Raw genomic sequence first — 22,320 nt, 5'->3', positions numbered from 1 at the left:
TCAGGAATCAGAACCATCCTTTTTTGCCGGTCACATAAGTGCTGACAAATTCATCATCACTTTTCGTGAGATACAGGATCCCTTCAATCAGACCGATGATGCTCATGATCGCGGCACCGATTCCGAAAGTCAGCAACGTGACGAGGAGCATAATGATTCCTTCTTTGGTGTACCCCAGAATAAATTTATGAATGCCGAGGCTCCCTAACAGGATACCCAGGATTCCGGCCGGAATTTTTTTACTGGCGTCTGCGCTCATGTGAACTCCTTATATTTTTTGCGCTGAGAATTCTCCCTCAGCAATGGCTGAATGAAATAATTTTATTTTAAAGAATGTCAAGATTCGATTCATCTCCCGCTTTCCGGGATTTCGAAATTTGAAAATCCGGTCGGCCGTGCTAGCTTCGGCCTTTATTAAAAAAACGGAAGTTCAGCATGAATATTGACCAGGTCTACAAGCAGGTGGTGGAGAAAGTCCTGCGCGAAGGAAAACGGAAAACCAACCGGACCGCCACCGATACGATTTCGGTCAGCGGCTGTATGATTGATTACGACATGGCCAACGGTTTTCCTCTGCTCACCACCAAAAAAATGGCCTGGAAAACGCTGCGCGTTGAACTCGAAGGCTTCATCAAAGGCGTCACGGATAAATCGTGGTTCCAGGAACGCGGCTGCAAAATCTGGAACGAGTGGTGCTCTCCCGCCAAAGTGCCCTACGGCCACGATGCAGCAACACTGAAGGCGATGGCCGCCGAAAAAGACCTCGGCCCGATCTACGGCTTCCAATGGCGCAACTTTAACGGAGACTATGAATTCGGATCCGAAGATTTCACCGGCGGCATCGACCAGCTGGCCAACGCCATTGAAACCCTCAAAACCAATCCCGACAGCCGGCGCATCCTGGTGAATGCCTGGAATCCGCAGCAGCTCGATGAAATGGCGCTCGTGCCCTGCCACTATTCCTATCAGCTGCTCTGTAACGACGGCGAGCTCGACCTGCTCTGGAACCAGCGCTCCTGCGATATCTTTCTCGGCATCCCCTTTAACATCGCCTCATACGGTTTACTGCTCGAACTCATCGCCAGAGAATGCGGCCTGAAAGCCGGCAAACTCATCGGATTTCTCGGCGACGCCCATATTTATGTCAACCATCTCGACCAGCTCGACGAACAGATGAAACGTGACCCCTTTGCCCCGCCGACGCTGAAACTCAAGGGATATGATTCCATTTTCGACTGGGAATGGCAGCACGCCACGCTCGAAAACTATGAATGCCATCCCTCCATCAAAGGCGAGGTGGCGGTTTAATGAAAGCACTCGTAGCCCGCTCCCAAAACGGCGTAATCGGAAAAGACGGCGGCCTGCCCTGGCACTGCAAAGGCGACCTGCAGTTTTTCAAGCGCACGACCATGGACCGTAAAATCGTCGTCGGCCGCACCACCTTCGAAGGTCTCCCGCCGCTTAAAGGACGGGAAATCTATGTCCTCACCCGCAACCCCGACGCCGCATTTAAAAATGCCGCCGCCATTCATTCCGCCGATGAAATTCCCGATGACGCCATCATCTGCGGCGGCGCGGCCATCTATGATTTAACACTGGAACTTTGCGACGAAATCCTCGTCACCACCGTCAAACAGGACGTCGAAGGCGATACCTTTTTCAATATCCAATGGCTGGAAAATTTCACCCCGTCGAAAACCCTCGAAGAAACCGACGACTACGCGATTGTGTCGTATAAAAGAACGTAACGCGGATATCCGATCCGCGGCATTATTCAGCAAAAACTCGCATCGGATATGCGAGCTACCGTAATGCGGAGCTCCGGTTTCAGCTAAATCGCCACGTCGTTCAAAAACGATAACGCGATCCTTTCTTCCCCCGCAAGCCGTTTTAAACCGAACCCGAAGCCCCTCCGAGCAACGGCTCAATGCGGATCTCTTCACCCCAGCAGGCATCTTCGAGCACACTCGCATAGGTCAAAATGGTGGTGTCCGGCAATCGCCTGCGGACTTCAAAAGCCAGCACCCGGCCCACTTCATTAAATGCATGCAGCGCATCCGGCGAACAGGTAATAAACCATTTTCCGCCGTCATCAACATCAGCCACAGTCGAGTAACGCTCAACCCAGGCATACAGCCGGTCATCCAGCTCCTGCTCCATTCCTGTAATCGCTTCGAGCGAAACGGCGGTGCCGTTACGGTCCCACAGGCAGCTGCCGAAATCGGCAAACATACGAATCAGCGTATACTCCAATGCCGGCGGCCATACCGGATAGCAGCCGGGCAGAATGCCGACCGTCTCCAATGCGGTGTAAAACACATCGCATCCGAATTGATCACGCAGCAGCTCAAACATACGGGCCGTATATGCATCATAAGCCGGCGTACTGTCGGAAAGCAGACAGAAGATAATATTATAATGATCCCGTAAATACTGAACATATGCCGCAATTCCGGCCGTCGCTTTTCCCCCGCAGTAAATCCGGTATTCTCCGGCCGCAAAATCCTGCTCTGCCTTGAACGCGTCCATAGCACCGGCCTCGGTCAGTCCTCTGAAAAACACCCGCCATCGATTTTCCGGGCCTGGCCGAGCGCGGCCAGCGTTTCCAGCAGCTCCGCCACGCGTTTGGTCTGGGCGCGGCTGAACTGCCGCGCCAGCTGTTCGGCGGTCGCCGGTGCCGATGCGGCAGCAAGGGCCGCGCGCAATACCTGAATCTGATCCGGCAGGGCTTTCGGCCACGGCTGTTTCTTTACGGCGGATCCCCGGTCTCGGCCCGGGGCTACAGGTGTGGCCGAGCTCCCAGACCTCGTTTCGGCGGATGGGAATTCGGATTGTACGGCAACGCTTTCCGGACATTGGAAATCGGGGCGGAGCCAGCGGATTTTTCCACCCGCCTCTTCGGCGGCGCGGGCGGCATTGAGCGCCACAAGATGTTCAAGGATTTGCTCGTCGGTCAAATCCGCGGGCCAGCCATAGGCCGCAGCCACGGCAGCATCGAGCTCATCGTGAATCTGCATCAAAACCGAAACCAGCCCCTGTTCATGGATGGTTTTTTCCTTGGCGGTCAGGGCTTCCCCGGCGCGCAGCTTCGCGAGCACGTTATACATCCCCGTCATCGTCAGCCCCGGATGCGCGGCCTGCTGCCGCTTCCGGTGCGCATCCAGCTGTTCGCCCAGCGCGCGGATCGCTGCCTTCTGTTCCTCCGTCGCTTCCGGGAAGGGGAAGGTTTCGAAACAGCGGGAGTTATTATAGCGAGGGTCGTTCCCCACGCCCATGCGTCCACCGAGCGCAAGCGCCCAAAGCGTATGCGGTCGGCTGGACAGAATCCCGAGGGGAGATCCAGCTTCCAACCCAATCACCACAACTTCACTTTCAAACATAATGCTTGGGTCGGCGAACATGAAGATTCTGTGTTTCGCGGTACGCGAAGTGACAATACAACGATCTAAACTTTGAACAAACTTCCTTAGCTCAGTTCTGGGCTCTGCAAATATCCACCACCTTTCCCGATAAGAATCTCTCTTATTTTGTGACCGTTCAGGAAAAACCCTCTCATACAACCACTGGTAAGCCTCTGGATATCTTGCTCGCAGCTCATTTTCACTAACACCAAACGCATCGATTACATAACGCTCTTTAGGCAACTGAGCGAGATCCCGGCTTCCAACAAATTTTTTAATTAGGTCAGCTGTCTTTGGATTGTTGCCCCTCATTGTTGCTATATCTGAATCTGCTAGAAAAAAACCTTTTCCGGAAAGAGTCATTCCGCGTGAACTAATACCACCATTCGCTTGCAGCGGAACAGCACCGGCAATATTTGCACCGATGGTGAGATCGGGATGGAGTTTCCCATGCTTGGAAGTCAGCTTAACTGCATAGCCTTCGCCGTCGGCTTCTTTTTCTTCGGCGACAGTTTGCAGCAGGCCGGTGGATTCGCCGGCTTCGGCGGTGGTCATGGCAATGCGGACGGCGGCGCCATCGGCGGCATCGACCCACGGGTGGTCGGGAATGGCGTAGATGAGGGAGATGGGCTTTTTGGTGCCCATGTGTTTTTCGAGCACGCGGCGATTGAAGGTTTGGCGCAACGAGTTTGTGGTCACAAAGCCGAAACGTTTTGTAGGTGAGGTCCGAGACCTCGCCCCGAGCAGCTCGGCGGCGTGGTTCCACCAATACATGACAAAATCGGACGATTCGCCGACGTCGGCATGCACCTTCCGCACCGTGTCGGTATAGCCGTCGCCGAGGGCGTCGCGCATGCGGGCGGCACCGATGAAGGGCGGGTTGCCGATAATATATTCGGCTTCGGGCCAGACGGCTTTGCGGGGATTGGAATAGGCATAAACGGGAATGCGGGCGGATTCGTCGGGCACTTCTTTTCCGGTGACGGGATGGGGTTTGGTGGTGCGGCCGTCCCAGTGGGTGACGGGATTTCCGTCGTCGTCGAGCACCTCGGTTTTGGCATCGTATTCAATGAGGGCGTCGCGGCATTCGATGTTTTTGAAATCGCGGATGATGGGTTCGGGGGGATAGACGCTGCCGCGGTTGCGGAAGTGCCACTGCAGGGTGCCGATCCAGAGGACGAGCTCGGCAATGGCGGCGGCGCGGGGGTTGATTTCGAGGCCGAGCAGCTGATGCGGATCGACGGTTTCGCCAGCAATATCGAGCGAGGCCTGTCCTTCGCCGAACTCAAAGAGGGTGTCAAAAATTTCGCCTTCGATGCGTTTGAGGTGTTCGAGCACGACATAGAGAAAGTTGCCGCTGCCGCAGGCGGGGTCGAGCACGCGGATGTGGCAGAGGGCGCGGTGATATTTCCGAAGTTCGGAAACCGCTTCTTTGATTTTTCCCTGCCCGGCCAGGTTGGCGGCGGCAATCTCCACGGCCTCCCATTCGGAGCGGACGGGGTTGATGACGGTCTGGAGGACGAGCCGCTCAACATAGGCGCGGGGCGTGTAGTGCGCACCGAGTTTGTGGCGCTCGACAGGGTCGAGTGCGCGTTCAAGCAGCGTGCCGAAAATGGCGGGCTCAACATCGCGCCAGTCGGCGCGGGCGGCTTCGATCAAAAGGTTCAATTGATTTTTGGTGAGCGGCAGCGCGGTTTTTTCGGCAAAGAGCCCGCCGTTAAACCGCCGGATGTTTTTCCGCAGGGTGGTGGAAAATCCGCCGGTATCCATTTTGGCCCAGAGTTCTTCGACCATCGGCACAAAATGTTCGGGGGTGTCGGACAGGCTTTCGAGGAGGTGGGTAAAGCTGTTGCGTTCGAGCAGCCCGACGTCTTCGGCAAACATGGTGAAGAGGCAGCGCATCAAAAACGCGGCGGTTTTTTCGGCGGGCTGTCCGTCGGCTTCGAGCGTTTTGGCGAGCGCGGCGAGATGGTCGGCAATTTCGCGGGTGACGCGGGCACTGCGTTTGGAGGGATCGAGCTCCAGCGGTTCCTCCCAAACCTGCCGCAGGCGTTCCCGGATATCGGAACGCTCCAGGTCTTTTAGAAAAATGCGGTGGCTTCCAGGGGCTGGAAACGGGATGTAGGCCCCGCCGGTGCAGGAAAACTCAGAATATAGCTCGATGGAGTGGCCAACGTCGACCACGAGCAGAAATGGCGGACGCCCCTCTTCGGCGGGCAGGGCGCGAATGTAGCGTTCGCCCTGGCCGCGGGCGCGCAGCATGGCATCGTCCCAGGCGATAGTGCCGCGTTTGGCCGTGCCCTTTTTCAGCTTTTTGGCGGGTTCCAGCGGATCGTCATGTTTCCAATCATTGGAACCCTGCTTGGCTTCGAGCACAAAAGCGCCACGCTTGTAGAGATCGATCCGCCCGGTGGAGGTGGTGCCGTCGCCGTGGTGAAAGGTGACGTCGCGCTCGAACACATAGGCATTGAGGTTGATGTCCGGCGTGGCGGGTTCGGGCGGCTCAACTCCGAGCAGGGTGCAGAGTTCGGATAGAAAAATCTGGCCGTTGGCGCGTTCAGCCGCGCCGGAGTTGGTCCACCGTTCGATGAATGCGTTTACGTGTTCCCCCATGGTCTCTCCATTGATAAAATAAGAACGAAGATTAGCCAGTACACGGAAAGCCCAAAAGATAAATTGCCATTTGTTTAATGCTTAAAATCCGGCCACGCGCTCGATGACCCAGAACATCGCTACGGTGCCAATGGCATAAGGCGGGATCCAGCGGATATATCCAGGCATTGGAAGTTTCGTAAATCGCAAAATTCCAAGGATGAAAAGGACCGCAAAAACAAACAGCAGCTGACCGGCCTCGACGCCGACATTGAAAAAGAGCAGCGCCATGGGAATGGCGTGCTGCGGCAGGCCGATCTCGGAAAGAGCTCCGGCAAAGCCGAGTCCGTGCAGCAGACCGAACGAGAGCGTGACGAGCCACGGCGATTTCTCGGTTATGCCGGGGCGCCCCTGCCGGCCATGGATGATTTCGCAGGCCACAAAAACAATACTCAGCGCAATAATCGCTTCCACCGGCGGAGCGGGCACATGCACGAATCCCAATGAAGCCAACGCCAGCGTAATGCTGTGCGCCACAGTAAACGTGGTGATGGCTCCGGTGAGTTTTTTCCAGCCTTTCACCAAAATCAGCAGCGCCTGCACAAAAAGCAGATGATCGATGCCTTCAAGAATGTGTTCAAGCCCGAGCACAAAATAGGTACCGGCCACGGCGGCCTGCGACGGGGCTCCGGTAATGGTAAATTCTTTATCTTCCGGCGTCAGCCGCAACGTCTGTACGGAACCGCCATGCAGTTGTACGCGAATCAGCAGATCGTTAATTTCCAGATCCGGAATCCCAATCTGTTCATTTTCCAATCCCTCGGGAACAGCCATACGCCAGGTCTTCACCGTGCCGCCTTCAATGATCCGGGTAATGGGTTCGGACTGCTCAACGGATCCCTCGGGAAATACAATCGAAAAGGATTTTCCAAACTCCGGAATGCGGACGAGAACGCCGACATCGTGTTCGCGCTCACGTAATTCCAGATAGGCCGTATTCATTTCATGGGCAAATGAAGGCCAAGCCATGAACCACGCAAAACAGAAGAATGCACACCTCGCAATATACTTCTTTTTTGCACCCATACTAAAACTCCACCTGCACATGGTATCTGGATTCGAGCTCCTGATAAAACTGATCCAGTTGTTTCAGACGCAGCTGGTTTTCCCATTCAAAAATAACCAGATTCCGGATTTCACCGAGCTCAGGCAACTTCCCGTTTTCATCGCAGAACAGATCGGCATGTTCACGAAGATAGGCTGCCAGCTCCTGATCCGTCGGTTCCTGCACATCGGCTTCCTCTTCCACCATCAGCTCGAGTTTCTGCCGCAACCGCTGCCGCACCACCGGATCGTTTCGATCCAGTCCAAGCTCCCGCCCTTCCCGAACCGCCAGCTCTTCGCGAATATAGTCATCAACAAGCTCCTGCCGTTCTTCTTCATCGGGCGTCCGGTTCCAGTCGCGGACAAACCGGGCCTCCAGATTTTTCATGGTTTCAGCCGTAATCACCAGGCCCTCGGCCGGCCCGGAACGGTTCATCAGAAAATAGACCCCGAATAAAAGGGCCCCAAACAGCAAAAAATGAAGTAAAGGTTCTTTGTATATACGCATGGTTTCGTTAAACACAAAATCCGATGGATTGGCGATAGAATATCGCTTCTGAAAAAGATTGTTTGCAGCTTCCCTGCCCTTCATTATTAACGCCTGAAACGGATGATTCGCCGAACTAAGGCATGCCTTCTATCATGCTGCAATCGCAATGAACGCAATGCTTTAAATCCGGTCTAAGTTTACTATGGGCTTGCGGGGGAAATACCATGTACCTTTTTGAAATCGATACACCGAATAATCGTATGCACATCATGCTGGCCGATCACTTCACCGAGCAGGAAGCCCGTGAACTGCTGGAAAAATGCACATCCCGCATTAAAGAGGTGAATCCCGAGTACAAAATCCTGTGCGACCTTACCGCGCTGAAAACCTTTGAGCACCCGGCAAAAATGATTTACCGAAGCATCATGGATCTCTTCAATGAAACCGGTGCAAAAAAAATCATCCGCCTTTTTTCCGATCCTCGTCAGACATTCGGCATGAATATCATGTCAACCTTCCACTATAACGATAATGTGGAAATTATAAGCACCGATTCGCTCTCCCGCGCCCGGAAGCATCTGGAATAAACAGATCCCCGGCCTGAATTTCGCCGCCGACAGCCCAAACAGCGGCGAAGCCCTTCTTTTTATTCTTTTCAAGTTCTCCTTTCATTCGTTATATCAATGACTTAAGGTCCGCGGCGATTATAAGGGAGAGCTGACCATGAACGTACATTCCGCCATACAGACCCGCCGCTCGGTGCGGCATTTCGATCCGGATCATGTCATGAATGACCGGGATACCGAAAAACTCCTGTCGCTTGCGCTGCATTCTCCCACCGCCTTCAACATACAGAACTGGCGTTTCGTAGTCGTACAAAATGCCCCTCTGCGCAGAAAGCTGCGAAAGGCTTCCTGGGATCAGCAGCAGATCACCGATGCTTCACTCCTGATCATTCTCTGCGCCGACCTCAAAGCCTGGGAAAAGGAGCCGATTCGCTACTGGAATTCCGCCCCCGAACCGGTACAGGAATACATGGTGCCCGCAATCCAGCAATATTATCAGGGGCTTGATCAGGTCCAGCGCGATGAAGCCATGCGTTCCTGCGGCATCGCCGCACAGACCCTCATGCTCGCCGCAAAATCGTTGGGCTATGATTCCTGTCCCATGGACGGTTTCGATTTTGAAGAAGTCGCGGAACTCATCAACCTGCCCGACGACCATGCCATCTGTATGTTCGTCGCCATCGGCAAAGCCCTGAAAGAAACTCCCGCCCCGAAAGACCGGCTGCCGCTCACCAAGGTCGTCATGACGGACAGGTTCTGACAAAATCGCGCCGCAGAACTTCCCATCTTTGGAACCGTTCTGCTATGTTGCGCCGATGCAGTCAAAACCCGTCATTCAAATGCTCCCGGATCAGGTAATCAACAAGATCGCGGCGGGCGAAGTGGTCGAACGGCCGGCCTCGGTCATGAAGGAATTATTTGAAAATTCGCTCGATGCCGGGGCAACCCAGATTGATGTCGAAGTGATTCGCGGAGGGCGGCAGCTGATCTCCATCACGGACAACGGCTGCGGCATGAATCGCGATCAGGCGCTGCTTTCCATCGAACGGCACGCCACCAGTAAAATCCGTTCAGAAGCGGATATTGAAAATATCCACACGATGGGTTTCCGCGGCGAAGCACTCGCTGCGATTTCTTCGGTTTCGCGTTTTACGCTTATCACCCGTCCCGAAGAAAATCTGGCCGGCACGGAAATACAGATTGCCGGCGGAAAATTCCTCAGTTGCGAAGATATCGGCTGCCCGGTCGGGACGCGTATGGAAATCCGTAACCTTTTCTTTAACGTACCCGCGCGTCGTAAATTTCTGCGGGCGGAACAGACCGAGCTTTCTCATATCCGCCAGCTCTTTCTGGTGATGGCGCTGGCGCATCCGGATATCGGGATGTCGCTGAAAGTGGATGAACGGATGGTCTACAGCCTTCCGATGTCCGGAAATATGGAAGACCGGATTTCGGAACTTTATAACCACAGTTTTTTTGAACAGCTGCTCGAAATCAGCTATTCCGATTCAGACTACAGAATTACGGGCTACGCCGGCCTGCCGCAGACCGGCCGTAAGGACCGGCAGGATCAATATATTTTTGTAAACGGCCGCCCGGCTTCGGCTCCTGTGGTATTTCATGCCCTGAATGAGGCCTATCATGCGGTCGTATCCAAAGGCCGCTATCCCGCCGTGTTTCTTTTTATTGAAATGGAACCGTCGCTGGTCGATGTGAATGTGCACCCAACCAAAAAAGAGGTGCGCTTCCGAAAACCGAACCAGTTGCGCGATGCAATTGCTGAGGCGCTTTCCAAGGCACTGAGTTTTCAGAATGAAGGGTTCGGAATCCAAAATACGGGATCCCTTATTCCACCGGACGATGAAAGGGTCGACCTCCCTCCCCCGCGCCCCCACCCCCCCACATCCCCGCCCGCTGCGGTTCGCCCAAAGATCGAAACGCAGAAGCAGATGGAGGATATTCTCAGAAAGCCGGAACCGTTACTCGACCGTAAACCGGAGAAGGTAAACCGTCAGCAGGTTGAACGTCGAACGTCACCGGAACAGCAACAAAATCCTCCCGACTCTCCCCGTTCTGAAGCAAAACCCGAATCGCCGTGGGGCTGGTGCCGGATCGTCGGACAGATCGGCGGAAATTATGTCGTGCTGGAAACAGAAGAAGGCTATGTGCTGATGGAACCGCGGGCCGCACACGAACGCGTACTTTTCGAAAAGTTTATCCGGGCCGTCCGCGCTCACGCGGTAAAGAAACAGGGCCTGCTTGCTCCGGAAACCGTGGAGCTGCTGCCCTCAGATGCACAGGTGGTCCGCAGTCATCTCGGTATGCTGAATGAGCTGGGATTCGGGGTCTCCGATTTCGGCGGTGATACCTTCATGGTGGATGCGCTGCCGGTATATGTTCAGGATAATCCGGTGGAATCGATGCTCATTGAGATCGCACGGGAACTGGAAAAAGCCGGCAAAAAACGCGGTGCCCGGGAACTGGTGCAGGAACAGATTGCACAGACGGCCTGCCAGATGGCCGTACGGACCTCGGATCAGCTTTCTGAGGCTGCCATTGAGAAGCTCGTTTCCGATCTGGCCGGAACCGAAATGCCCTATACATCGCCGCGCGGCCGACCCACTCTGATTTTCACCAGTTTCTCGGAGCTGAACCGGAAATTCAGCCGAGATTAGTGTTTGCCAAGCCGTCGGAAGTTTTTTGCGATTTTATAGCGGTGCCGCCCCTCTTCAATCAGGCGGGTGAAGTGCTCACGGGCTTTGGCATAGCGTTCCCGCTCTTCGGGCGTACAGACACCGGCATTCTCAACTTTCAACAGCTCGAAAGGATCTTCCGCCATGAGAAGCGTATTATGCAGCGAACGGATAATATCGTTGGCGCGGCGCTGGTACTCTTCGGCCTGTAAGGCGAGTGAGGCCTGGTTGGCCCCGAGAAAACTGAAAAATGATCCGGAGGAACTCTCGGTCATGGTCCGCAGATTCAGCATAGAGAGAACGGCTTTCACGTTGCCCGCCAGAATATTCAAAAACCGCTCGAACTGTTCGTCCGTTGCATGTCCGGCGGAATTTTGGCGACTCGAATATTTCGCATGCTGGCGGGCAACACGCAAAAGGAAAAGAATCTCCTCATATTCTTCCATTCGGATGTCCTGTCCGGTCGACTCCTGAGCACGCAGCAATTTTACTGCATGTTCAAAGTAAACATCGCGCCGTGCCAGGTGTACGGGCCGGTTCTGCTGAAAATGGTCGATTGATTTCACGACAGAAAAATACCAGAAACCGGCGGTAATTCGAGACTAGATTGCGGCTTTATAGCATGGCGGCGTCCGTATCGCGTCACCGGTCCACCGGCAGGAGCGGCCCCTCTGGTCTGCGGAGTAAAATCAGCGGCGTCTCTTTTTCTGTTTACCGTAGCGGTCATGCCAGAGATGTTTGAACCACATGCGGCCGGTGGCCACGATTAAAAACAGACCGGATATGATGATGGATATCGCAAAAATCAGGTTGGCCCGGCTGTGCGCAGGCAGGTTTCCGGGATCGCGGTGGCCCTCCAGCCAGAACAGAAGCCCCAGAATAAAAACCACGATAGACCCGATCATCGGAACGGGTTCGGGCTTCATTTTGAACATGGGTACTTTTCCACGGCTTGGTATCATAGGACTCTTTCCTTTAATAAAAGGACAAAGATACATGAACCTAGAAAAAACAGGCAGATTAAATACGAAAAAATAGCCGGCACACCGATGTTCCGGCTATCAGGCAAAATGCCGGATTACATTCAGCAAATCCTGCTTCCGAACGGGCTTTGAGAGATATCCATCCATTCCCTGCTCCATGAATTTTTCACGGTCGCCTTTCATCGCGTGGGCGGTAATGGCAATAATCGGGGTTCTGCGCTCTTCACCTTCCTGAGCGCGGATCATCCCGGTGGCCTTAAGCCCGTCGAGCACCGGCATCTGTATATCCATCAGGATCAGATCAAAACGGGGACGCTCTTCAACGGGCATGACAAGTCTGAGAACGTGAAGGGCCTCTTTTCCGTTTTCGGCCAGCACGATCCGGCAGCCGAGCTTTTCCAGCATCTTCATGAGAACCCGCTGGTTCAGTTTATTGTCTTCCACCACGAGCACATCGAGATTCAGCGGCTCAATCGGTTCTGCCCCGTCATGAGCCAGGCCGGATGCTCCTGACGAAAACGATTCAACATGCATGGTTATTGTGAAGCTGAACTCCGTGCCGGCACCTTCTGAACTTTTCACCGTCAGTCGCCCGCCGAGCTGCTCCACCATTTTCCGGGAAATTGCGAGTCCCAGCCCTGTACCGCCATAGGCGCGCGTTTGCGATCCGTCCACCTGCGTGAATTTCTTGAAAATCAGCTGCTGCGCCTCTTCCGAGATTCCAATCCCCGTATCCGCAACCGAAAACCGTATGGTACATTCATTCCCGTGGTATTCAAGCGGTTCCACTGTAAGCTCCACATGACCCGCCGGGGTAAATTTGATGGCGTTTCCCATCAGATTGATCAGCACCTGACGAATCATGCCCTCGTCGGTGCGAACATGGCGAAGGGATTCCGGGCAGGTTACAATCAGCTGAAGCCCTTTTTCGTCTGCCGCCGGGGTAAACAGAATCTCCAGCTCAGCGATAATTCGGCAGATATCAACTGTATCGATAGTGAGATCAAGCTTGCCCATCTCGACACGTGAGAGATCAAGTATCGAATTGATGATGCGCAACAGGTTATCAGCCGAGGAAGCGATAGTTTCCACATATTCCTTCTGCTCGGAGGAGAGTTCCGTATCCTTGATCAGTTGAGCCATACCGAGCACACCGTTCATCGGCGTTCGGATTTCATGGCTCATGTTGGCCAGAAACTCACTCTTGGTACGGTTGGCATGCTCTGCGCTCACCTTGGCCGCCTCAAGTTCTTCGAGCAGTTGCTTCTGCCCCATCCGCTGCCCGGATAGTTTTGTAAGCATGTCATTCATTCCACGGCCGAGAATCCCCAACTCATCAGTGCTGCGGATCTGTTTGACCCGCGGACTGAGATCCCCCTGCTCCACCGCTTCCAGACATTCCGTAATCCGTCGAAGCCGGGGACGCAGCATCCAGTGTGCAAGCCCAGCCCCGATCACGGACACTGAAAAAATAGACCCCAGAAATCCCCGGAGGAACAGCTTCGCCGCCCACGCTTTACGTCTGCGGTTGCGTTCGCCGTCGAGTTCCATCAGCCAAACCAGCTGCTGACCGTCCGGCCGTTGAAGCGGAACGGTGATGTAAATATGCTGCCGCCCCTCAAGACCGGCAATGCCCAGCGTTGAATGGTTCTTCCAGCGCACCAGGTCCGCATGATTGGTATATATTCCCCCGGCATTCGTAACCGACCCTTCCAATGCTCCATCATCGCTGTAAAGCACATCGCCAGCTGGTGTCGTAATCATGGAATGCAGCACTCGGGCCCGTATCATCTCGGAAAGCGCCGTCCTGTCCCGCGCCACCTCCATTGACAGATTGCCGTTGCTCACCAGTCTGGCCGGAACACAGGCACTGCTAAGCAGCTCAGTTTCAATGATGTGAGAAAATTTCTGAATATAGTAAATACCCAGCCCGGAAAGCAGGGTTGAGGCCACAAGAAAAATGACCAGGCTCAGCTTGAACGCAAGCGATTGAAAGAAACGGAACCGCTCTTTTAATTGTTCATGGCCGGACATGTACGCACATTAAATAAAAAACTCTTCTTCACAATGAAGAAATAGATTAAACCTCATACGTCTTTTAATTCGATCGTTCGCCCCAGCCTCTATATTCCGCACAAAAGGCCGCCAGATGTTCCGGCCGCAGGTCCGCCGGTTTCCAAAGGGTGGGCGCGGCTATCGATTTCCAATCCTTGGAAAGAACGTAGACCCACGCCGCCGTTCCATCAAAGTCCGTTTCGACGCGGTCATACTCCACACCTTCAAAGCGATCCAGGCATTGGAGCTCCTCCGGGAAGAGGCCGGTGCAGAGCGTGCCCTCTACCGCATCCTCCGGCGACCGGACCGCCACCGGATAGTGCTGTCCCTTGACGCGCAGCCGGATGTAGCCCTCCAGCACCGCCCGGGTTCCCGTCAACCGCCGCCCGATGACCGACTCCAGCACCTCCGGCCACATCAGCGTTCCATATGTAAATAAGTTCATTCGGGGTTTTTCCGTGTATTCCGTGTATTCCGTGGTTAACAATCCTTTCCATGAAACAGCGCAACATTCAACCCGATTGCTGGAAATATGAACTGCCCGGCGGCTTCGAGGCCTGGGCCGGCAAAACCGACCACGACAACGACCTGCTGAGTCTGAAAACCGCGCGGCCCGAAGAATACTGGTTCCACGTTCACGGTCTGCCCGGCAGCCATGTCATTCTCCGATGCCCGGAAGGGGAAAAGCCCGACAACGCGCTCATCCGCCAAACCGCCGCCATCGCGGCCTGGCATTCCAAGGCCCGGAACGCCGGCAACGTCCCGGTCAAATATACCGAAGCCAAACACGTCGGCAAACCCCGCGGTGCCAAACCCGGCAGCGTAACCATCAAGCGCGAAAAGACCGTCAAGGTACGCCCCGCCCTCCCGGAATCCTAATCAAACTCAGCCGGCAGCTCCGGATTTTGATGATGACTGAACATCGTCCGAATCTGTTTCGGCAACGTGCGGTGCAGCGAGAGCGGCGGGAGTTCTTCGATTGGAAAGAAGCGGGCCTCGGAAATATCGTGATCCAGCTCACCGCCCTCGCCGACAATCTCGCAGAGAAACATCAGCTTGTAGGTATGGACGGGGCGTTTGTCCTCGTTGTAATGCAGGTCGCGGTCGAGCACGGCGGCAAGTTTGGTGCAGCGCACGGCATAGCCGGTCTCCTCCAGCACCTCACGCTCAACCGCGACGGATGGCGGATCATTCACATCCGCCCAACCGCCCGGCAGGCTCCAGCAGCCATCGTCCATTTCACGCGACAGCAGTACCCGGCCGTCGCGGAAAACCGCCCCGCGCACATCAACGCGCGGCGTGAGATACCCGGACTCCTTTTCAAAGAGATCCATCCAGCGGTGGAAGGGTACATCCGAGGCCTCTGCCATCATTTCCGCAGCGAGAGCCTGCAGCTCTTCATAGCGTCCGCGGTCGTAGGGATCCTGTGCATACTCCAGCCCGATCTGTGCAACGGCCTTGATCTTGCGCGCCCAGACAACATGTTTTGACGTTTTCATAAAAAGAACCATGCGCCGAAGCGACGCATGGTTTCAATCTTTCACTGCATATTGCTTGGCTACGGAACCAACTCGACTTTGATCAGATAGAACCCGTTGGTGTAGCCGGCCGCCGCCGCATCCTCAAAACTGCCGGAAGTCAGGCCGTTGGTCAGCAGAACAAACGGTTCGTCCACCAGGTCCTCTGTCCAGTAGACCGAATAGAGCCGGTTGCTGACGGCATTCCAGCTCAGCGCCGCACCCGATACGCCGGTAATCCGGAAATAATCATCGGGATTATTGATATCCGTTCCCGCAATCAGCTCGTCGGCATCCGACATACCGTCGCCGTCACGGTCACCCCCGGCGTCAGACGCATATTCATAGGCCCCCATATCCACCGTTCCGCCCACGATGCGCGCATTACCATCGAGGTCGACGGCCACCATGACAACGGCGTTGCTTCCGGCATCGATACAGAGTGACCCGACGGATAACCGGTAGTTGCCATTGGCCGCATTCACGAACGCCGGAGCGTTGGTGATGTTGCCGTCGGAGCCATGCGTGACATCCGGCGAGCAGGTGTTGTCCGCGGTGCCCGAGTACAGGTTGTTTGGCGTCGTTTCGCTGAAGTTACCTGCAACAATGCAGTTCCACAGGTTTCCATCGTACACCCCGCCGCCGGGGTAGTAGGACTGGGAGGTCATATTGGAAACAATGGTACAGTTGTAGTATGTGCCTTGATAGCCGCCGGCGCCATTTCGTGTCGATGTATTGTTTTGAATAAGACATGAGTACGCATCACAAATATAGACCCCGCCCCCATATCGGCTGGAAGAATTCCCCTCAATAATACAGTGGTAAAGGTCGCAGTCATAGGCCCCGCCGCCTCTGCTGCTGCCGGTTCCCTGATTGCCGGAGATCGTACACCGGATGGCCTCTGCCTGATAAAGACCGGCGCCGTATCCGGCATAGTTGCTCATGATAACGCAGTCGATGTAGGTGCCATAGTATCCACCCCCGCCGTAGAGCGACGATTGGCAATCTACAATCAGGCAGTTGGTAATGACCGGATCCGTGGTGTCGCAACGGACTCCTCCGCCATAGTAGGAACCTCCTGCATTGGTGATGCAGAAACCATCGACCAAGGCTTCCGAATGCTGAAGATACAGGCATTGGCTGTTGTTGCCGCCATCGATGCAGGTTTCCTCCCATCCGCCATAGCCCACCAGCTGAACGGGTGTGGCCACCATGACGGGGCTCGTTACCATATAGGTGCCGTTGGAGACGAGTACGCGCCCGCCATAGACCATCTGCGCATCGACGCCGCCCTGGATGGTTTCCTTCGCTAGCGCCCAGCTCGATCCGTCGTTGGCGTCGCTGCCGCCAAGCGCCACATAGATGGTGGAGGCTTCCAGCGTAAGCACGTTCACGGTTTGAGTTACGCTGGTTCCGCCGGGATAGGTATCGTTCCATGCGGTGAATACGACGTCGTGCATTCCTGCAATATTCCAGGTCTTGGAAATTGCCGCAACGGGATTGGTAACCACCGTGCCGCCGCCGAAGTCGGCCACCGTCTGTGTTGCGGAACCGATGGCGAGGAAGGAATAGTCTGCCGTGGTGCCGACAGCACAATCGATGAGGCCGCTGACTGCCATACTGAGCATGCCGGTAACGTTGCCGGAACCGGGGTATTCATCGCATCCGATGGCGGGCGGCGAAAGCCATGCTTCACCATCGATATCCGTTTCGAGCGCTTCGGCCGCATCGCCTGCACCAATGCATGGAGAACCGGGCTGCAGGTGTGAAATACTGGCCAGCATCGGCTCGTTGGTAATGCTGCCATCGAGGCCATGGACTACGTCGGGTGAGCAGACATTGGTCCAGGTGCCGTAGGTGATGTTCTCGCCCTCGTCCGGGTTGCTGCAGGTGTTGTACCAGACAATGCTGTTGAACAGGTCGCAATCAAATGCGCCACCGGTGCCATATGCGGCGTGGTTGCCAACCACTGTGCAGTTACGCAGTTCGCAGAGATAGGCCGCCGCATAGCCGTCGATCGCCTCGTTGCCGGCCAATACGCAGCCGATGGCGGTTGCAGCGCGGAGGGCGGCCCCATCGGAGTCGCTCTTATTCGCCAGGAAGTGGCAGTTCACGGCGGTACCGCCGGCCATGCCTCCGCCGGCATAATTGGAATAGTTGTCGCGAATAATGCAGTTGTGTACGGTTGCATTTAAGGAGGAACAGAAGATGCCCGCGCCGGAATCATAGGTAAATCCGTTTTGAACGGTGAAGCCTGTCAGGACGGCACCGGGTGCAGTTATGTCGAAGCACCGGTCCATGCCGCCGGCATCAACAACGGTGGAGGGGGCGCCGTTGGTGGACTGTACGGAAACCGGACGGTCAATGTACACGGGAAAGAGTTCATTGGTGTAAGTGCCATCGGCCACCAGCACCCATCCGCCCACAACATCCTGCGCGTCGATTCCGGCCTGAAGGGTTTGTTTGGCCATCAACCAACTGGATCCGTCATTGGTATCGCTGCCTCCGGCATCCGACACATGAATGGCGGTCGCCTCCGCTGAAACCACTACGACTTCCTGGGTGAGGGAAACCCCTCCGGGATAGGTATCGTTGAATGCGGTCAGAATCAGATCGTTTGTGCCGGGCGTGCTCCAGAATGCCTCGACAGAACTCATCGGATTGGTGGTCGTTCCATTACTTTCAATCGATGCAATCACCAGCGTCGGGATGCCTTTCACGACGAAAAGAAACTCGGCTGAGAAGCCGGTGGCCACCGTGTCGGGGCCGGAAATGGAAAGGTCCAGCGGTCCTGTGAGCGAACCGGGGCCATGATTTTCGTCGCAACCCATCGAGGGTGGGTCGAGCCACAACTCCGCATCGATATCAACGCCGATGGCGTAGGCATTTGTTCCGGCTCCGATACAAGGGGAGTTTGTGGCGATGTGGGAGAAGGAGACCAGAACCGGATCGTTGGTAATGTTGCCCTCCCCGAAAAACTGATCGGCTTCCGGCGTGCAGGAATATTGGATATCCCAGCCGAAGGCCACATCGGAGCCGCTGACATACGCTGCATCCGCCATGGCAATCGGTTCTGAAAACTCTCCCAGCCCTCCGCCATCTCCTGAGCCGGTAATCATGTTGTGCCAGATAATGCAGTTGTAGAGTTCGTTCACATCGTAGGTGCCACCGCCGAAATTGGCGGTGTTTGCCGTGATGGTACTGTTGCGGTGGTTTCCATACCTCACGCCGCCGCCTTCGCCGGTGGTCGTGTTGCCGCTGATCGCGCAACCGACCGTATCGGCTCCGCTCGCTCCTGCTCCGCCAGGGGATCCTTCTACAATGGGTGTGTCGGGAATGGCGGTGTTGTTGATGATTATACAGTTGGTTGCCGATCCGCCACTGATCCCTCCGCCGTATTCCTGAGCATGATTATCTTCAACTAAACAGCGAATCAGGATTGCACCCTGCGCACCTCCGCCGCCCCAGGCGACATTGCTCCGAATAATGCAGTCTACCGCAGTGCCGCCAGCGAGTCCGCCGCCGGAGCAATAGTCATCAGGGTTGGCCGAATTGGCCTCGATGACGCAATTGGAAATAACAGGCAGGTTGCTGTCCTCACAATAGATGCCAGCTCCACTATAATTCGGCCAGCCGGGGACAAAACCATGCGTGACGGTAAGATCCTGAATCGTGCACGCCACATCGCTCAACCTGAAGCACCGGTTGGAATTCGCTCCGTCGATAATGACTGCCGAAGGTCCGTTGATGCCGCGTACCGTGATGGCATTGGTAATCTGGATTTCGGAGGAAAGGTCATACGTGCCGTCCTCAACCCAGACCGTATCGCCCGGTGCCGCGGCATTCACCGCCGCCTGAATATCCCCGCCGTAACCGGCAACATAAAGATCGGCGGCGGCGACCCGCCCGCTGAACTGCAATGCACAGACAAACAATATCCCGGCAACATATCCTGAAGCTTTCATGACCTCTCCCTTTCTGACCTGAATTTTCCGCAACGACATTCACCGTGCGCACCCTGATTACGTACCGAAATAGTCTTATTTACAGGCAATGTCATGCCTATTATTGAATATTTGATGGTTTTTGTCAGCTTTTAGCGTTTTCCAAAGGGGGTCGGCTTAGCCGAAATCGGTTATCCGTTCGGATTGAAGATGATGTGGCCTCAGCTATTCACCGCGTTCCCGGACCGAAGGATTATCCCATTTTGCACTCTGACTGGATTTGCCACACCCCCGCAGCCTGTTTTACGGCACAGTTCAGTCGACCGAATTGGCAATCCACAGCGCAAAAAACGGATCGGAAAAGATCCAATGGCCGGAACTCATCCAGATCAGCCCTTTCGAGTCGAGCGCCTCAATTCCGCGTTTGACAGATGCGGACGAGGTGGCGCCGCTGAGCTGCATAAATTCCTGCGAAGTATATTTATCGTCCCGATACCGCGCCAGCCCGATGGCGATTTTCTGCTGATTATCGGTCAGCATATTCCACATGCCCTCATAGCCGGACGCCCGCTCGTGCAGCACCCGCTGCAGCGTGGCGCCGAAATCCTCCGGCCCGATTTCGCTCCCCTCCTCCGCATCATTCCACAGGTGATAGCAGACATCCTGCACATCGCCGGGAATCGAATGCGAAAGCTCAAACACCGGATCCCACAGCCGCGCGTCAATTTTACGGCCCGTGTCGCTGAACTTTTTTTCCAGCCATTGAATAAAATCCGTCCGGTCCAGGCTGCCGATTTCCATCAGCGCCGCAGACTTGAAAAACGGGCTCTGCTGCGAATAGAAAATTTCCATCAGGCGGTTCTGATGACTCCCCGCAAAAACATACTGCACCTCCGGCTGCGCCTGAATTTCCGAACGAAGCGCCCCCAGAAACTGGTTGGAATCCGGCAGATCGAGCAGCGCCTGGAATTCATCGAAAAAGACCACCACCGGCTTTTTTTTCTGCAGATCCACCGCCAGCCGCAACAGATCCTCAACACTGGAAAGCGTTTCCGGACTCTTCCATTGCAGACCGATGCCGCCGATATTAAACCCGCTCAGCATCGGCATTTTTTTACAGAATGGCTCAAACGCGCGCGCAATTTTTTCCACTGCTTTCGCCTCCGTTTTCACCCCCCAGAAATCCACCCGAATCAGATGACACCTCACCTTCTCGAACGTATTGATCACCAATGACGACTTGCCCGTGCGCCGCGGCCCGCGAATCAGCACATTGCGCCCCGCCCCGTGATAGTTCAGCAGCGCATCACTCTCTTTCCGGGGCATATAATCCACCCCGCCTACAATGCCATCGATCTTAAAAGGATTCATGACCGCTTTTGTATAAAACAAAACCGGAAAGGTCAAGTTGCGCAATATCCGGTTTTGTTTCAAACAGAACCGGATACTCACTGCGCAGCATTCGAAATAAATATAATACGCTTAAATACAGCTACTTAACGTACTTTATGCATTCTTTACTCAAAACACCGTTGACATTTGTTCGGTACCGAACTATTTATATATCCCATGACAACAAAGCCGAACATAAATGGAATTATGGCCCAGATCGGGCGCATTCGGGAGCACGCCGCACTGTTCATTGAACAGGAACTGAAAAAGGAGGCCATACACGGCATCCTGCCTGCGCACGGCATCGTCCTCTTTTTCCTGTTTCAGCAGAACCATCCCGTCGCCATGAAAGAAATCGTGGAAAAAGCGGGCCGCGTAAAATCCACCGTTACCGGCATGGTCAATACCCTCGAACACCACGGCTATGTGGAAAAGTTCCAATCTCCGGAAGACGGCCGCGTCATGCTGGTGCAGCTCACCGAAAAAGGCCGCGCAATCCGACCCGCCTTTGAAAATATATCTGCCCGCATGCTGGAAAAACTCTACGGCGATATGCCGCAGACCGACCGCGAAAAACTCATCGAACTGCTCAGCCAGGTACTGGGCAATCTGAAAGGCGCGTAAAAAATACGTCACATTCTCCATAGATAAAACAATACTAATTGTTCGGCCACGAACTTTTTTAAACAAACAGAACAGGAGTCAAAACATGAAGATACTCGTTACAGGAGCAACCGGAAACCTCGGCAGCGCCGTTGTGGAAGCGCTGAAATCCGAAAACATCACCCTCAAAGCCGGTGCACGCAATCCCGAAAAACTGAGCCCCGGAACCGAAACCGTCCGCTTCGATTTTAACGATGCGGAAACCTTCGCTCCGGCGCTCGACGGTGTTGATGCCGTTTTTCTTCAGGCTCCGCCGATGGATCCAAACTCACCGGCCCTGCTGAAACCGTTCATTGCTCTGGCTGCTGAACGGGGGATCAAACACATCGTCTTCAACTCCGCTCTCGGCGCGGATGCCAACGAGAAATCGCCGCTGCGCATCATTGAGCGGACCCTGATGGATTCCGGCGTCCCCTACACGATCACCCGTCCCAACTTTTTCATGGAAAACTTTTCCGCCGGATTTATTGCGCCGATGATCGCACAAGCCAGTGCCTTTTTCCTGGCGGCGGACGATGCAAAAACCAGCTTTATTTCCGTGGAGGATATCGCCGCCGTCGTTGCCGCCGCTTTTGCGGAAGGACTGACCGGAAAAGCCTTCAATCTGACCGGTCCCCGCGCGCTTAACCGCACTGAAGCGGCGGCGCTCATCAGCGAAGCTGCCGGAAAAACCATTACCTATAATGCCATTCCGGAAGACGCCATGCTGCAGGGCGCGCGCGACAACGGTATGCCGGAGGGGCATGTACAGTTTCTTGCCGCGCTCTATCAGGCGGTCCGCAACGGCTGGACCGAACCGACCACACCCGATGTGGAACAGGTCCTCGGCCGGCCCCCGGTCAGCTTCGAGGAATTCGCCCTGAAAAATTCCAATGCCTGGAAATAATTAAACCCGCTGGAGGGGCGTGCCCCTCCGCTGA

Annotated in this window: 20 protein-coding genes; 8 read left to right on the top strand and 12 right to left on the bottom strand. The window is 55.0% G+C overall.

Annotated features, from left to right (window positions below; genetic code table 11):
- Positions 1–7: 7 nt before the first annotated feature.
- Positions 8–259 (bottom strand): TM2 domain-containing protein, encoded by a 252-nt coding sequence (locus tag P9H32_RS05080; RefSeq protein WP_322607795.1) that lies wholly within the window; start codon positions 257–259, stop codon positions 8–10.
- Positions 260–435: 176 nt separating this feature from the next.
- Between P9H32_RS05080 and thyA the strand changes: the two genes are divergently transcribed.
- Complete coding sequence (thyA, locus tag P9H32_RS05075; protein WP_322607794.1) at positions 436–1,308, top strand: thymidylate synthase; 873 nt, start codon at positions 436–438, stop codon at positions 1,306–1,308.
- Positions 1,308–1,748, top strand: a complete 441-nt coding sequence (locus P9H32_RS05070; protein ID WP_322607793.1) for a dihydrofolate reductase — start codon at positions 1,308–1,310, stop codon at positions 1,746–1,748. Before thyA ends, P9H32_RS05070 begins: the two co-directional genes overlap by 1 nt.
- A gap of 142 nt (positions 1,749–1,890) precedes the next feature.
- Here the strand turns inward: P9H32_RS05070 and P9H32_RS05065 are convergent, their stop codons facing one another.
- The 4 genes from P9H32_RS05065 to P9H32_RS05050 form a co-directional block, all read right to left on the bottom strand.
- Positions 1,891–2,529: a hypothetical protein gene (locus tag P9H32_RS05065; protein WP_322607792.1), complete on the bottom strand. Its 639-nt coding sequence runs from the start codon at positions 2,527–2,529 to the stop codon at positions 1,891–1,893.
- 14 nt (positions 2,530–2,543) lie between these two features.
- The gene (locus P9H32_RS05060; protein ID WP_322607791.1) at positions 2,544–6,014 is read right to left on the bottom strand and encodes a class I SAM-dependent DNA methyltransferase; all 3,471 of its coding nucleotides are present in this window, start codon (positions 6,012–6,014) and stop codon (positions 2,544–2,546) included.
- 81 nt (positions 6,015–6,095) lie between these two features.
- A complete protein-coding gene (locus tag P9H32_RS05055; RefSeq protein ID WP_322607790.1) occupies positions 6,096–7,079 on the bottom strand; it encodes a HupE/UreJ family protein in 984 nt (327 codons plus the stop codon).
- 1 nt (position 7,080) lies between these two features.
- Positions 7,081–7,689, bottom strand: coding sequence for a hypothetical protein (locus P9H32_RS05050; protein ID WP_322607789.1), 609 nt, complete (start codon positions 7,687–7,689; stop codon positions 7,081–7,083).
- Positions 7,690–7,811: 122 nt separating this feature from the next.
- Between P9H32_RS05050 and P9H32_RS05045 the strand changes: the two genes are divergently transcribed.
- From P9H32_RS05045 to mutL, 3 genes are all read left to right on the top strand, one after another.
- Positions 7,812–8,174 (top strand): hypothetical protein, encoded by a 363-nt coding sequence (locus P9H32_RS05045; protein ID WP_322607788.1) that lies wholly within the window; start codon positions 7,812–7,814, stop codon positions 8,172–8,174.
- Positions 8,175–8,310: 136 nt separating this feature from the next.
- Positions 8,311–8,913: a nitroreductase family protein gene (locus tag P9H32_RS05040; protein WP_322607787.1), complete on the top strand. Its 603-nt coding sequence runs from the start codon at positions 8,311–8,313 to the stop codon at positions 8,911–8,913.
- Between the two features lie 55 nt (positions 8,914–8,968).
- Positions 8,969–10,828 (top strand): DNA mismatch repair endonuclease MutL, encoded by a 1,860-nt coding sequence (gene mutL / locus P9H32_RS05035; protein ID WP_322607786.1) that lies wholly within the window; start codon positions 8,969–8,971, stop codon positions 10,826–10,828.
- On the opposite strand, the gene P9H32_RS05030 is transcribed toward mutL, so the two are convergent.
- From P9H32_RS05030 to P9H32_RS05015, 4 genes are all read right to left on the bottom strand, one after another.
- Positions 10,825–11,412 (bottom strand): hypothetical protein, encoded by a 588-nt coding sequence (locus tag P9H32_RS05030; RefSeq protein ID WP_322607785.1) that lies wholly within the window; start codon positions 11,410–11,412, stop codon positions 10,825–10,827. The two genes, mutL and P9H32_RS05030, sit on opposite strands and share 4 nt — an antisense overlap.
- Before the next feature lie 123 nt (positions 11,413–11,535).
- Positions 11,536–11,781 (bottom strand): hypothetical protein, encoded by a 246-nt coding sequence (locus P9H32_RS05025; RefSeq protein ID WP_322607784.1) that lies wholly within the window; start codon positions 11,779–11,781, stop codon positions 11,536–11,538.
- A 126-nt stretch (positions 11,782–11,907) separates the two neighbouring features.
- Positions 11,908–13,863 (bottom strand): ATP-binding protein, encoded by a 1,956-nt coding sequence (locus tag P9H32_RS05020; RefSeq protein ID WP_322607783.1) that lies wholly within the window; start codon positions 13,861–13,863, stop codon positions 11,908–11,910.
- A 64-nt stretch (positions 13,864–13,927) separates the two neighbouring features.
- On the bottom strand, positions 13,928–14,329 hold the full coding sequence (locus P9H32_RS05015) for a gamma-glutamylcyclotransferase family protein (RefSeq protein ID WP_322607782.1): 402 nt from the start codon (positions 14,327–14,329) through the stop codon (positions 13,928–13,930).
- A 50-nt stretch (positions 14,330–14,379) separates the two neighbouring features.
- Here P9H32_RS05015 and P9H32_RS05010 point away from each other — a divergent pair, with 50 nt between their 5' ends.
- Complete coding sequence (locus tag P9H32_RS05010; protein WP_322607781.1) at positions 14,380–14,763, top strand: NFACT RNA binding domain-containing protein; 384 nt, start codon at positions 14,380–14,382, stop codon at positions 14,761–14,763.
- On the opposite strand, the gene P9H32_RS05005 is transcribed toward P9H32_RS05010, so the two are convergent.
- From P9H32_RS05005 to P9H32_RS04995, 3 genes are all read right to left on the bottom strand, one after another.
- Positions 14,760–15,383: an NUDIX hydrolase gene (locus P9H32_RS05005; protein WP_322607780.1), complete on the bottom strand. Its 624-nt coding sequence runs from the start codon at positions 15,381–15,383 to the stop codon at positions 14,760–14,762. The two genes, P9H32_RS05010 and P9H32_RS05005, sit on opposite strands and share 4 nt — an antisense overlap.
- Positions 15,384–15,442: 59 nt before the next feature.
- A complete protein-coding gene (locus P9H32_RS05000) occupies positions 15,443–19,366 on the bottom strand; it encodes a choice-of-anchor Q domain-containing protein (protein ID WP_322607779.1) in 3,924 nt (1,307 codons plus the stop codon).
- Between the two features lie 294 nt (positions 19,367–19,660).
- Positions 19,661–20,716: an AAA family ATPase gene (locus tag P9H32_RS04995; protein ID WP_322607778.1), complete on the bottom strand. Its 1,056-nt coding sequence runs from the start codon at positions 20,714–20,716 to the stop codon at positions 19,661–19,663.
- A gap of 228 nt (positions 20,717–20,944) precedes the next feature.
- Here P9H32_RS04995 and P9H32_RS04990 point away from each other — a divergent pair, with 228 nt between their 5' ends.
- Positions 20,945–21,361, top strand: coding sequence for a MarR family winged helix-turn-helix transcriptional regulator (locus P9H32_RS04990; RefSeq protein ID WP_322607777.1), 417 nt, complete (start codon positions 20,945–20,947; stop codon positions 21,359–21,361).
- Positions 21,362–21,446: 85 nt separating this feature from the next.
- A complete protein-coding gene (locus tag P9H32_RS04985) occupies positions 21,447–22,286 on the top strand; it encodes an SDR family oxidoreductase (protein ID WP_322607776.1) in 840 nt (279 codons plus the stop codon).
- Positions 22,287–22,320 lie beyond the last annotated feature (34 nt).

The organism is Pontiella agarivorans (assembly GCF_034531395.1).
GTDB classification, from domain to species: domain Bacteria; phylum Verrucomicrobiota; class Kiritimatiellia; order Kiritimatiellales; family Pontiellaceae; genus Pontiella; species Pontiella agarivorans.
This window is presented reverse-complemented; position numbering and strand designations above follow the sequence as displayed.